Origin of the sequence: Polaribacter pacificus, assembly GCF_038024035.1 — a bacterium.
Taxonomy (GTDB): domain Bacteria; phylum Bacteroidota; class Bacteroidia; order Flavobacteriales; family Flavobacteriaceae; genus Polaribacter; species Polaribacter pacificus.
Map to the genome: position 1 here is coordinate 2396276 of NZ_CP150664.1, position 12849 is coordinate 2409124.

10 protein-coding genes and 1 tRNA gene are annotated in these 12849 nt (G+C 33.4%); 8 read left to right on the forward strand and 3 right to left on the reverse strand.

Annotation, left to right across the window (positions count from 1 at the left end; translation table 11 throughout):
* Positions 1 to 3: 3 nt before the first annotated feature.
* A complete protein-coding gene (hutH, locus tag WHC90_RS10905; protein ID WP_188598494.1) occupies positions 4 to 1497 on the reverse strand; it encodes a histidine ammonia-lyase in 1494 nt (497 codons plus the stop codon).
* 82 nt (positions 1498 to 1579) lie between these two features.
* On the opposite strand from hutH, the gene WHC90_RS10910 reads away from it, so the two are divergent.
* On the forward strand, positions 1580 to 2464 hold the full coding sequence (locus tag WHC90_RS10910) for a LysR family transcriptional regulator (RefSeq protein ID WP_188598495.1): 885 nt from the start codon (positions 1580 to 1582) through the stop codon (positions 2462 to 2464).
* Here the strand turns inward: WHC90_RS10910 and WHC90_RS10915 are convergent.
* On the reverse strand, positions 2461 to 4887 hold the full coding sequence (locus tag WHC90_RS10915) for a family 20 glycosylhydrolase (protein WP_188598496.1): 2427 nt from the start codon (positions 4885 to 4887) through the stop codon (positions 2461 to 2463). The two genes, WHC90_RS10910 and WHC90_RS10915, sit on opposite strands and share 4 nt — an antisense overlap.
* 102 nt (positions 4888 to 4989) lie before the next feature.
* Positions 4990 to 5062: transfer RNA gene (locus WHC90_RS10920), tRNA-Phe, on the reverse strand.
* Positions 5063 to 5162: 100 nt separating this feature from the next.
* Here WHC90_RS10920 and WHC90_RS10925 point away from each other — a divergent pair.
* The 7 genes from WHC90_RS10925 (at position 5163) to WHC90_RS10955 (ending at position 12825) form a co-directional block, all read left to right on the forward strand.
* The gene (locus WHC90_RS10925; RefSeq protein ID WP_188598497.1) at positions 5163 to 5885 is read left to right on the forward strand and encodes a type III pantothenate kinase; all 723 of its coding nucleotides are present in this window, start codon (positions 5163 to 5165) and stop codon (positions 5883 to 5885) included.
* 3 nt (positions 5886 to 5888) lie between these two features.
* On the forward strand, positions 5889 to 7175 hold the full coding sequence (locus WHC90_RS10930) for a hypothetical protein (RefSeq protein ID WP_188598498.1): 1287 nt from the start codon (positions 5889 to 5891) through the stop codon (positions 7173 to 7175).
* Positions 7176 to 7188: 13 nt separating this feature from the next.
* A complete protein-coding gene (locus WHC90_RS10935; protein ID WP_340819393.1) occupies positions 7189 to 8550 on the forward strand; it encodes a hypothetical protein in 1362 nt (453 codons plus the stop codon).
* A gap of 2 nt (positions 8551 to 8552) precedes the next feature.
* Positions 8553 to 9116 (forward strand): LPS export ABC transporter periplasmic protein LptC, encoded by a 564-nt coding sequence (lptC, locus tag WHC90_RS10940; protein ID WP_229664912.1) that lies wholly within the window; start codon positions 8553 to 8555, stop codon positions 9114 to 9116.
* 3 nt (positions 9117 to 9119) lie between these two features.
* Positions 9120 to 9314 (forward strand): hypothetical protein, encoded by a 195-nt coding sequence (locus tag WHC90_RS10945; protein ID WP_188598499.1) that lies wholly within the window; start codon positions 9120 to 9122, stop codon positions 9312 to 9314.
* Positions 9315 to 9323: 9 nt separating this feature from the next.
* Entirely contained in the window at positions 9324 to 10589 is a 1266-nt protein-coding gene (locus WHC90_RS10950; protein ID WP_188598500.1) for a hemolysin family protein, read from the forward strand.
* A 109-nt stretch (positions 10590 to 10698) separates the two neighbouring features.
* Complete coding sequence (locus WHC90_RS10955; RefSeq protein WP_188598501.1) at positions 10699 to 12825, forward strand: peptidylprolyl isomerase; 2127 nt, start codon at positions 10699 to 10701, stop codon at positions 12823 to 12825.
* Positions 12826 to 12849 lie beyond the last annotated feature (24 nt).

Sequence of the window (12849 nt, forward strand, 5' to 3'; positions counted from 1 at the left end):
AAATTATTTTACAATAAACGATTGATTTTTTACCATTTTAATAAGTGTGTTGATGTCATCTTTTAAGACGCGATCTTCTTCTAGTTTAGCAACCCTATCTCTAATGATGGTGAAATTTTCTTCTAGTAGAGCAGAGAAAGTATTAGGTCTTCTAAACTCCATTGCTTGTGCTGCATACATCAATTCAATGGCGAATATTTTTTCGATATTTCCAAGAATCTGATTGAATTTTCTTCCAGAGATACTTCCCATAGATACATGGTCTTCTTGACCTAATGAGGTAGGAATGCTATCCGCAGAAGGAGGGAAGCATAGAGATTTGTTTTCGGTTACTAGAGCAGCAGTAGTGTATTGAGGAATCATAAAGCCAGAATTTAATCCACCTGCTTCTGTTAACAAACGCGGTAATCCATATTTGCCTTCTAGCAATAAATAACATCTTCTGTCTGCTATATTTCCCAATTCTGATGCGGCGATAGAACAGTAATCCAGGGCCATTGCTAAGGGTTGTCCGTGGAAATTTCCTCCAGAAATAGCTTCTGTTTCACTAAGGATTATTGGATTGTCTGTTACGGCGTTCATTTCTATTTCTGCCAATTCATTTAAATGGAAGAAAGCATTTCTAGAAGCACCGTGGACTTGTGGGATACAACGCATTGAGTATGGGTCTTGAACTCGAGCGCATTTTAAGTGATTTTCTACATTTTGAGAATCCTTTAAAAACATTCGCATACGTTCTGCTACAATAATGTTGCCTTTAAATGGACGAATCTGATGTAAAGCTGCCTTAAAAGGAGAGGCGCTTCCTTGGAAGCCTTCTAAACTCATTGCTCCAGCTAGATCTGCTAAATCTAATAAATAATCCATTTTTTGAAGCCCTTTAATGGTATGAGCCAAAATAAATTGAGTTCCGTTAATTAAGGCGAGTCCTTCTTTTGCTTGGAGTTGGATTGGAGTTAATGAATGTGTTTTTAAAATTTCTTTTGCAGAAATAATATTGGTATTAATCCAAAATTCACCCTCACCTAATAAAGGCAAAAACAAATGTGATAAAGGAGCTAGGTCTCCTGATGCACCAACAGAACCCTGCTCAGGAACTACCGGTAGTAAGTCGTGCTCTATAAAATAAAGAATGCGTTCTATTACTTCTAATCGAATTCCTGAATATCCTTGACACAAAGCGTGAACCTTGCATATCATCATAATTTTTGACAGTTCTTTATCGATAGGGTTCCCAACTCCAACAGCATGGGTAATTAATAAGTTTTCTTGTAATTTGCTCGTTTCTTGTGGAGTAATTTGAACATCGCATAAAGGTCCAAATCCTGTGTTAATGCCATAGACAGCTTTGTCTGATTTGGCCATGATTTCTACTTTATCTCTGCAACTATTAACTTTTTCGATTGCCGCTTCTGTTAAAACGGCATTTAAGTTGCCCTTAGCAATAGCGATTACCTTGCTAACTGTTAGTTGATCTATCCCGTACTTAAATACCATTTGATTTCTTTTTGTGATTCTATACAAATTTATTCTTATTTTTGATTCTAATTAAGACTAATATCGTTTATAATTGATAACTATGAGTAATCAAATAGAGTTTAGGCATATCCGCTATTTTTTAGTGGTTGCAGAAGAGCTTCATTTTAGAAGGGCTGCCGATCGATTGTTTATTTCACAGCCAGGTTTGAGTAAGCAGATTAAACAAATGGAGGAAGATCTTGGGATTTTGCTATTTGAAAGACACAACCGCAAGGTTATTTTAACCAATGCAGGCGCTTATTTAAAAAAGGAGTTAACCATCAATTTAAAAAATATTGAACATACTTTAACCCATGCAAAATTGTTAAACGATGGTAAAAATGGTGATCTAAAACTTGGCTATGTCGGATCGGCAATGCAGGAAGTGATCCCAGATTTATTGATGAAATTTAAAACAAGTTTCCCAAGTATTGTTTTTAGTTTAAGAGAAATGGATAATGAAAAGCAAATTGAAGGCCTGTTGTCCTATGATTTGGATTTGGGTTTTGTTAGGTTAGAGAGAGTACCTAGAGGCTTAACTTTAAAGCCTATTTTAAAAGAATCGTTTTGTTTAGTATTGCCAGAAAATCATCAGATTAATGCGGACAATTTTAAAAGTTTAATGCAGTTTAAAGAAGAATCATTTATTCTTTTTGACCCCAAATATAGCTCATCGTATTATGAAAAGGTAATGCAATTGTTTGATGATAGTGGTTTTTCTCCAATCGTTTCACACAATACCATCCATGCGGGATCCATTTATAAACTGGTAGAGAATAATTTTGGAATCTCTATTGTTCCAAAATCATTGGCAACTAAAGACAATCCTAAAATAAAATTTATAGAATTAAAAAAAGCCAAGCAAAAAACAACCTTGTCTGTAGTCTGGAATACCGATAATAGAAACCCAATATTAAAACATATAGTTAGCTTGCTAAAAAACTAAAATGCTTGAAATTCAACCAAGTGAAGCCCAGGGTTTGAGCTGTTTCTGATCAGTCTAAGTTTTATATATCTAGCTTTTACGGGTGTTATTGAGTCTAATTGCCCTTCTGGCACGGATTTCTCTCTGTTTTTACTTCTGTCTACGACTAAGTTCCAATTTTTATTGTCAACAGAAGTTTCTATAGTGTATTCATAATAGCGGTAGCCATCCCAAAAGGTGTAGACTTTAAATGCTTTTACAGTTTGCTCTTTTTCTAGGTCGATTACCACCCAGTTGTTTCCATTTGTATGGGCTCCCCAATGATCCCAACGAGTAATTTTTCCGTCGTTGATCAAGGCAGGGACTCCTCCTTCAAACTTATTTGAGGTGGTTACGGGTTTGTTTGTGGTAAGGCTCTTTTCTAACTGTAGACGCTCATACTCATCACTTCGCATCCCACCAATTGGGTTTCCTTTTTTATCAAATAAACGTGCTTTTAAAAAGATAGAGTTTTTAATGGTGAAGGGTTTTGTATAAAGTTTACTGTTTGCTTTTGGAGTAGTATTGTCTGTAGTATATCTAATCTCTCCCTTTAAGCTAGACTTTAATGTTACCGTCATCGCATCAATAAATTTGTGCTTTTCCCAGCTATTAGGGCTTAATTGATTAACTAATCCATCTATTTTAAATTCAACAGGAACAAGTGTGTAGCTCTTTAAAAGTGTTTGCCCTAAAGGTTTGTTATTTTTAAATGCCTGTAAAGAGAATTGTGTATTTTTTGTAATCTCGATTGGTTTGGTATATGCCAAACTGCTATTGTTAGGTTTGCTGCCATCCAAGGTGTAACGCAAACTGATATCTTTAGTGAGTGGTGTAATAGAAAGGGTTAATCTATTTGAAAACCACATATCTTCACTAAAGTTTGGCTCTTTGTTTTTCTCAAAGGTTAATCCTTTTTCATCAAGAGTAAAAGGGAAAACCATGTTTTCTATAGTTGCTTTTGTTTTTTTGACACGATTGCTATAAACATCAAAAGTGGTAGAACTGCTATTCCATATTTTTTCTGACATCGCAGGTAGCCTATCTATTAGAGAGCTAAATGCTTTGTACTGGCTCTGTTCCCAGACTTCCATAGAGGCTCCAACAACTTTATCGCTTTTTTTAGCAATTAATCCTTTAGTTTCTGCTGGTGTCTGAAAGCCTTTCCATTCAAAAGGGTTCCAATTGTAGATGGTTTCAGGACTCCATTTTCTATTGTTTACAACATAAAGAGGTTGCCAAGATGCATTTATAATACTGTAACCATCGTCAATCATTTCTTGAGGAGAATAGTCTGCCGGCTTCCAATTCATTATAATTACATCATTTGGGATTTTTACCTTTCCTTCTCTTTCAAAACCCGACCATAAAATGGGCTGTTTTCCTTTGCTCTTTACTATGTCTGTTGCTCTTACTAAAAAATGACGATAGAGTTCTTCAACATTGTCTAGCTGGTGCTCTTTTAAATAATTTTGAACCAAAGGATCACTTTCAAAACCTTCTGTAAAGACTTCATCACCTCCAATGTGCATATAAGGAGAATAAGGGAAAGCTTCTGCCACTTCTCCAAAAAGAACATCTAATGCTTGGTATACCTTTTCATTACCCATATTAAGAGTGTACGGATTACTTGCAACGTTTTTTAATCCAAATAAATCAGGCATGGTTCTTACAAAACCACTAGAATGTCCAGGGACATCTATTTCTGGAACTAAAACAACACCTCTTTCAATAGCAAATTGGTTTAGCTCTTGCAAGTCTTTTTTGCTGTAGCTATTCTTTGAAGCTAACTTTGGGTAGCTATCACTTTGAAAAGTAAATAGGGCATCATCTGTTAAATGCATTTGTAGGTAGTTGATTTTGTACCAGCTACACAAAGAAATTATTTGTTTTACAGTGCTAACATCATACCAAGCTCTTGAAAGGTCAAGCATCAACCCTCTATATGCTAAACTCGGAAAATCTTTTATACTACCAGTGCTTAGGTTGTTGTTCTCGTCGATTAACTGCAATAGCGTCGTAGTTCCATAGGCTAGTGAGGTGTAGCTTCCTGCTTCTAAATTGATTTGAGAGTTTGTTATGGTTAAGAGGTAGGTGTCTTTTTCTAAAGCGCTGTTTATAGATGGAATTAAAGAAAAAGAGCTAGTACTTGTTGAAATATTTTTAGTGCTAAAAAAAGGGTCTATGATTTTTTGAAGCAGTTTTAAATCGGTATTGGTCGTTTTTACTTGAATCCCATTTTTTACAGAAATTTTCTCAGGAGTTAGATGGAGTTCTTTAGGGAAAGGAACAAGTGAAATATCACTGTTTAAATTAGTTGTAGTCTTTGTTCCACAGCTTGTAAAAAGAAATATGAAACTAATTGCAAGTAGAAGAGGGTAATTTATAATTTTTTTTGAATACATGGTTGTAGTTAAAAGTGGTGATAAAACTACAAAATAATATGATTTAGAGCGCTAAAGAGTTTTTAAAATAAAAAAACCACTCTAAAAAAGAGTGGTTTTAAGTGGTACCTCCAGGAATCGAACCAGGGACACAAGGATTTTCAGTCCTTTGCTCTACCAACTGAGCTAAGGTACCATTGCCTTAGCGGATGCAAATATAGTACTCCTTTTTTATATCTACCAAATAAATTTGTAAAAAATCTATTGTATTTTTGTTGAGACTATAGATGAACCTTATGAATTTAATTATTGATGTTGGAAATACTAGAATTAAAGCAGCTGTTTTTGAGAATGATAGGCTTACTGAGCACCTGATTTTTGAACAAGAGCAACTGCTGGAGAAAGTTGAAGAAATAGTAAAAAAATATGCAATTACTGCCGGTATTCTTTCATCTGTATCTGAAATTTCTCAAAAAACACTAGCTCTCTTACATGAAAAGTGTCCTTTTGTGCTTTTAAATTCAGAAACAAAAGTTCCTTTTGTTAATAAATATGCCACACCAAATACACTTGGTGTAGACAGAATTGCGTCTATGGCTAATGCTGCGGTAAAATATTCAGGTAAAAATGTGCTTGTAATCGATGCCGGAACTTGTATTACTTATGATTTTATAAATGATTCAGGGAGTTATTTAGGGGGTATTATTTCACCAGGTATAGAGATGCGATACAAAGCCTTGCATTCTTTTACAGCAAAATTGCCCTTGCTTACCAAAATCTCTTCTCCAAAAATAACAGGTGATTCTACTGTAAGCAGTATGCATTCAGGAGTCATAAACGCAGTTTTAGAAGAAGTAAAGGGCTTTATTTCTTCATATGAAAATAAAAATAAAGATTTAACAATAGTTTTAACAGGAGGAGACACAAATTTCTTGGCTAAACAATTAAAAAGTAGCATATTTGCCAATCCAAATTTTGTTTTGGAAGGACTAAATGCAATTTTGATACATAACAAATAAGGAATGTCTAAGAAAATACTCTATATATTTTTACTTTTTATTTCAATTAAAGCTGTGGGGCAAAGAACCACATCTTCTCCATATTCATTTTTTGGTATAGGCCAAGAATATCGCTCTCAAACTGTAGAACAAGCAAGTATGGGGGGAGTTGGTTTGGCTTTTGGAAATACATATCAATTAAACTTAATGAACCCTGCAGCAAATGCAGATTTACTTTATTCAACTTTTAGTTTTGGAGCTGCTTTTAATCAATTGAGCATTTCAGACGCTACAAGTTCTCAAAATTCACAATCATTTAGTTTATCATATTTTAACCTTGGGTTCCCTGTAGGAAATAATGCTGGTTTTAATTTTGGAATTCAGCCAAATACTAATATGGGGTATTCATTGATTAATTTTGAGTTAGATGGAACAGGTGAAGCAACTTCAGCTACACGTTTTTATGGACTTGGAGGAACTAGTAGAATTTATGGTTCTTTTGGAATGTATGTTCTTAAAGGATTGAGCTTAGGTCTTGAGGCTGGTTATACTTTTGGTAAAATTGAAAACAGTGTTTTAAATCAACGTGCTGATGTTTTCTTAGCGACCAATAATCGAGAAGTGACTAACATTACAGGAGCTGGTGTAAAGCTTGGATTGATGTATAGAAAAGCTTTAGACAATAATTTGATATTAAATTTTGGAGCTACTGTTAAATTGGATCAAAATTTAAGCACTAAAGGAGAAGGTCATTTGTATTCTTTGTATTTAGAACCTGATGGTTCAGAATCACCAAGAGATACTATTTCTTCTACAGTTATTAATGGAACAATCAAATCACCAGTGAAAACCGGAATTGGTTTTGGTTTGGGAAAAAACAATAAATGGTATGTTGGTGTAGACTATGAAACACAAGCAGCTTTTGATGTACAAGGTGCTTTATTAGGGTCTAGTTCTAATTATAAGTATGGAAACTCAAATAGATTTTCTATCGGTGGTTTTTACACTCCAAAAGAAAATTCTATTACAAACTACTGGGATAGAGTTACTTACCGCGCTGGATTGCGTGTAGAAGATACGGGTTTACTCGTAAACGGAGGGACCACTACAACAGATTTTACAGCAATAAAGGACTTTGGCATATCTTTTGGTCTAGGTTTACCTCTAAAAGGTCTTTCAAATGTTAATGTAGGATTTGAGTACGGACAAAAAGGAACTACTGTAAATGGTTTATTAAAAGAGAACTATTTTAATTTTAGATTGAGTTTATCTTTAAACGATAAATGGTTCCAAAAAAGTAAAATTGATTAATAAAAACTGATAGATGATGAAAAAAATTACGTTTATAATCTTAGCATTAACTCTGCTAACAAACGCTAATGTAAATGCGCAAAGCGCACAGGACTGTGGTGTACTTTACAACCTTTTTAAAGGACATGTACAAACTAAAGAGTATGATAAAGCGTATCCACAGCTTTTAGAATTGATGAAAAGCTGTCCTACTTTATCTAAGAATGTATATATCTATGGAGAAAGATTGGCTATGGCTAGATTTGATGCAGCTTCAAATAAGCAAGAAGCAGCTGCTTTAGTTACTCAAATTTACAAGCAAAGACTTATTAATTTTCCAAAAGAAGACCCTGCAAAAGTGCATAATGATTATGCAAGTTTTTTAGCAGAAAATAAATTAGCTTCAAGTGATGAAATTTTTGCTTTATTAGAAAAAGCATATGCTATTGACCCTAGTAGAGTGAGTCCTAAAAACATTTATAAGTTTTTTCAAGGTGTAACTAATAGAAATAAAGATACAAACCCTCAAAAGGTATTTGATACTTATGATGATGTTTTAGAATCTGTTCAAGAAAAACTAGATGATTATTCAAAAAAATTAGCAGCATTAAATGCTAAAGTTGATGCAGGACAAGCTTTAGATAAAAGAGAAGAAAGAAATGTAAGAGCTTATACAATAAACTCTAAAGCCTTAGGGACTATTGAAGGAAGCTTGGATGCGATTATTGTAGAATTATCTACTTGTGACCGATTGATTCCATTGTACACTAGAGATTTTGAAGCGAATAAGGACAATGCAAAATGGTTAAAAAGAGCAGTATCTAGAATGTATGCAAAAGAGTGTACTGATGATCCTTTGTATGAAAAATTAGTAGAGGCTTATGTTGCTGCTGATCCATCACCAGAAGCGTCTGTTTTCTTTGCAGGAATCTTGTACCTTAAAGGTAAAGAATCTGAAGCTATGGACTATTACAAAAAAGCAGTAGATCAAGAAACAGATCCATTTAAAAAAGCAAAGAGTTTGTATAAGATTGCACAGTTATTCTCTAAAAAAGGACAAAAGTCTAGATCTAGAGATTATGCAAGACAAGCTTTAAAGTTTAACCCAAACATGGGGAATGCATATTTGTTAATCGCTGGTTTGTATGGGACAAGTATTAATGAATGTGGTTCTAATGAGTTTGAAAAGAGAATGGTGTATACTGCAGCTTTAGATAAAGCTAAAAGAGCAGCAGCTGTAGATCCAAGTATCTCTTCAAAAGCTTCTAAATATATTAGAAATTATAGATCTCATGAACCAGATAAAAAATTGATTTTTAATATGGGATTAAAATCAGGAGATTCTTATACTGTTAAATGTTGGATTAATGAAACAGTGAAGATTCCTAAGAAATAAGGATGAAATTCAGTAGATTATATGACACAAAAAGCATTGCTGCCATTTATTTGGTAGCAATGTTTTTTTCTTGTGCAAATAATGCTAATGAGGTGAAGGAGTTGTTTGCTAGTAAAAACCTTCCTATAGGTGTTGTTAAAAACTTTCGTCATATGTATAAGGATACTGAGCAGGTTTCTTCAAAGCTAGAGTCGTCACTTATGAAAGACTTTAGCAATAGAGAGCATCCATATAATGAGTTTCCTGAAGGAATTAAAATAATAACTTATAAAAACAAAGGGAAGGATTCTGTTACCATCACAGGTGATTATGCTTTGAGTTATTTAAAAACACAAATTTCTGAAATAAAAGGGCATGTGGTTATTGTAAATCATACAGATGGGACTCAATTAGAAACAGATCAATTGTTTTGGGATGAAACAACTAATTATTTCTTTTCAGAAAAAAAGTTTATATTAACCTCAGAAACCAATACTATTTTAGGAGTAGGTTTTGAATCCAAACAAGATTTGACTGAATTTTTAGCTAAAAAAATGACTGGAGAAGTCGAAACTATAGAAGAATAAAACATGAACAAACTTTGGAAATTTTTTCAATATGGCTATTTAATAGTCGCAATTTTATTTACAGTAGAGTCTATTCTTACTTGGAATACTGATCGTGAAAAAGCATATATGATGTTAGGTTTTGCTGTTTTTACGACCTTAATCTTTTTCTTTAAAAGACATTTTAGAAAAAAAATTGAAAACAGAAATAAGCACTAAGACAATCCGATGGAAACTCAAATAGCAATCATTGTTATTTCAATTTTACTGTCAGCCTTTTTTTCAGGGATGGAGATTGCTTTTGTTTCTGCGAACAAATTGCATATAGAACTTGAGAAGAAAAAAGAAGGATTTATAGCGGCTATCTTAAGGAAAATCACCAATAAATCGTCTAAGTTTATCACTACCATGTTGGTTGGTAATAATATTGCCTTGGTCGTCTATAGTTACTATATGGGTGAATTTATCATTGGTTTTTTGCCAATAAATTCATGGAATGATTTTTCAATTCTACTTACTCAAACCTTAATTTCTACGGTTGTAATTTTAATAACTGCAGAATTTTTACCCAAAGCCATTTTTAGAATTTATTCAAATGAGGCTTTGAAATTCTTTGCTATACCAACTTACTTTTTTTATATTTTATTTCATTATTTTTCTTCTTTCATTTCCTTTATTTCTGATTTTGTATTGCGTGTGGTTTTTAAAATGAACACAGACGAGTTGCAAACGGAGTTTAGTCGTGAAGAGTTAGGGAATTATATTAATGAACAGATGGAAACTGCCATGACTGATGAAGAGGTTGATTCCGAAATTCAGATTTTTCAAAATGCTCTTGAGTTTCATAAGGTAAAATCAAGAGAGGTGATGGTTCCCCGAACAGAAATGATAGCGCTTGAAATCCACGAGCCAGTTTCTAAATTGAAACAAGCTTTTATCGATACAGGTCTTTCAAAAATTTTAATTTACAAAACCTCTATGGATAATATCTTGGGGTATGTAAATGCTTTTGAATTGTTTAAAAAACCGAAGTCGATAAAATCAATCATTTTGCCCATAGAGTTTGTACCAGAGTCCATGATGATTAGCGATGTTTTAAGTAATCTTATAAAAAAAAGAAAGAGTGTTGCCATTGTGCTGGATGAATATGGAGGCACCTCTGGGATGATTACTGTAGAAGATGTTGTTGAAGAGCTCTTTGGGGAGATAGAAGACGAACATGATTCACAGCAATTAGTTGACAAGCAAATTTCTGATACAGAGTTCCATTTTTCTGCTAGATTAGAAGTGGATTATTTAAATGAGGCATACAATTTAAACATCCCAAAAGAAGATGCATATGAGACCATAGGTGGTTTTATTATCAATTTTACTGAGAATATACCAGATATGGGAGAGCAAATTGAGATTGAAAATTTCCTTATTAAAATTCTAAAAGTAAGCTCTTCTAAAATTGAAGAAATTCAACTAAAGCTAATTGATTCTGAAGCTTAAAATTTTACTACAAAATTATTTCTTCAATCGGTTAAATAATTGTGAGTTACGGTTGCATTATTAAAACCGATATTGTATTTTCGCTCCCTGTAAATTAAATAAATGACCTATGGCAATTTTATCTAAAATTAGAGAGCGTTCTATGGCTTTAATCCTTGTTATTGGATTGGCATTGTTCGCTTTTGTATTAGATCCTTCAAGTATTCAGGATTTCTTTAACTCTAGCAACATCAACACTGTTGGTGAAGTTGGTGGAGAAACCATTTCAAGAAAAGAGTTTAGTGAAGCTCTAGAAGCATATAGAGCACAATATGGAAGTCAAATAACAGAGATGCAAGCTTCAAATGATGTTTGGAATACTTTGATAAGACAAAAAGTGTATCAAACACAACTTGCTAAATCTGGAATTACTGTTGGTGAGGCTGATGTTTGGAACGCTTTGATTGAAACATCTTCTATTCAAGAAGATCCTCAGTTTCAAAATGCAGCTGGAATGTTCGACCAAGAAAGACTTAAAGAGTTTTTAGCTACTGTAAAAGAAGATCCTAATCAAATAGATACATGGACTGCCTGGACAAACTATATGGCTCAAATTAAAGATAATTTAGAGTATACAACTTATAATAGTCTTATCACTGCTGGTCTTGGAGCTTCTTTAAAAGAAGGAGAGTTTCAGTATTTCAATAACAATACTAAGATTTCAGCTGATTACGTTTTTGTACCATACACTTCTGTTTCAGATAGCTTAATCAATGTGACCAAGTCAGAAATTGAAGACTATATCAAGAAAAATGAAGATCAGTTTAAAGTAGAGGAAACTCGAAATTTAAAACTTGTAAAGTTTAATATACTTCCTACAGCCAATGATGAAACGGAAATTAAAGAGGAATTAAGTAGTTTGCTTGAAGATAAAGGTGATTTGAAAGGTTTTAAAAATACTGAGGACTTGCAAGAGTTTTTTGCAGAAAATGATTCAGATTTACCATTGACAAATACGTATAGCTTTAAGAATACTGTTTCTGCGGCTATCGCAGAAAATGTTTTTAACGGAAAAGAAGGAGATGTTTTTGGGCCTTATAAAGACAATGGTTCTTTTAAAATTTCAAAAATAACTGAGATTAGACAAATGCCAGATTCAGTTAGAGCATCTCATATATTGATACCATTTATCGGTTCATTATATGCTGATCAAGACACGAAAAAAACTGAAGAACAAGCAAAGAAGACTGCTGATAGCATCTATTCTTTGGTTAGAAGAAACAAAACTAGATTTGCTAGTATCGCTGATGAAATCAACATCGATATGACCAAAGGAAAAGGTGGTGATATTGATTGGATTACTACAGATGTTGCTTTTTCTCCAAATTTTGACGCTGATTTTGCAGACTATTTATTCTTTAATAAAGCTGGATCAGTAGGGGTTATAAAATCGAGATTTGGTTATCAAATCATTAGAATTGATGAATCAAAAAATAAACAGAAAGCTGTTAAGTTAGCAACTTTTTCAAGACAAATTGAGGCTTCAACAACAACAGAGAATACTGTTTTTCAAAATGCAGAAACATTTGCATTGGCATTATCTAATGGACAAGCTTTTGATGTAGCCGCTAAAGAAAAACAATTAAATGTTCAACCTGTTATTGGTCTAAGAGTTTTGGACGAGAATATCCCAGGTGTTGGAAGACAGAGAGATATTGTTCAGTGGGCATTTGATAGTGACAATGAAATAGGAGACTATAAGCGTTTTGATGTAAATGGAGGTTATGTTGTTGCTGTGTTAAGTGGACAAACTGAAAAAGGGTTAATGTCTGCTGTTAAGGCGGCACCAATTGTTAAGCCAATTTTAATAAATCAAAAGAAAGCTAAGATGATTGGCGAAAAAATGCAAGGAGCTACTTTAGATGCAATTGCAAAAAATAATGCAACGATAGTTCAATCAGAAGCTTCTGTAAGTATGCAGTCACCAATTTTAACAGGGGTTGGTTTTGAACCTAAACTTATAGGTGCCTTTGCTGCGGCAAAAGAAAACACTTTGTTTACTAATGTTGCAGGAGAAAAAGGAGTTTTTGCTTTTGAGGTTACTAAAAAAGAGTTGCCTGTTGCACTTCCTAATTATGATACCTATAGAAAAAGAATAGAAGCTCAAAGAAAAACTCAGACTAACTTTATGTATGAAGCAATTAAAAAGTCGGCAAATATTGAAGACAATAGAGCTGCTTTTTACGGAATTAATTAGAGAACTATTTAGTGTTTATTACCA

Excerpts from the sequence above, each read along its gene's own strand:
- hutH (WP_188598494.1), bottom strand. The coding sequence starts at position 1,497 with ATGGTATTTAAGTACGGGATAGATCAACTAACAGTTAGCAAGGTAATC.
- WHC90_RS10910 (WP_188598495.1), top strand. The coding sequence starts at position 1,580 with ATGAGTAATCAAATAGAGTTTAGGCATATCCGCTATTTTTTAGTGGTT.
- WHC90_RS10915 (WP_188598496.1), bottom strand. The coding sequence starts at position 4,887 with ATGTATTCAAAAAAAATTATAAATTACCCTCTTCTACTTGCAATTAGT.
- WHC90_RS10925 (WP_188598497.1), top strand. The coding sequence starts at position 5,163 with ATGAATTTAATTATTGATGTTGGAAATACTAGAATTAAAGCAGCTGTT.
- WHC90_RS10930 (WP_188598498.1), top strand. The coding sequence starts at position 5,889 with ATGTCTAAGAAAATACTCTATATATTTTTACTTTTTATTTCAATTAAA.
- WHC90_RS10935 (WP_340819393.1), top strand. The coding sequence starts at position 7,189 with ATGATGAAAAAAATTACGTTTATAATCTTAGCATTAACTCTGCTAACA.
- lptC (WP_229664912.1), top strand. The coding sequence starts at position 8,553 with ATGAAATTCAGTAGATTATATGACACAAAAAGCATTGCTGCCATTTAT.
- WHC90_RS10945 (WP_188598499.1), top strand. The coding sequence starts at position 9,120 with ATGAACAAACTTTGGAAATTTTTTCAATATGGCTATTTAATAGTCGCA.
- WHC90_RS10950 (WP_188598500.1), top strand. The coding sequence starts at position 9,324 with ATGGAAACTCAAATAGCAATCATTGTTATTTCAATTTTACTGTCAGCC.
- WHC90_RS10955 (WP_188598501.1), top strand. The coding sequence starts at position 10,699 with ATGGCAATTTTATCTAAAATTAGAGAGCGTTCTATGGCTTTAATCCTT.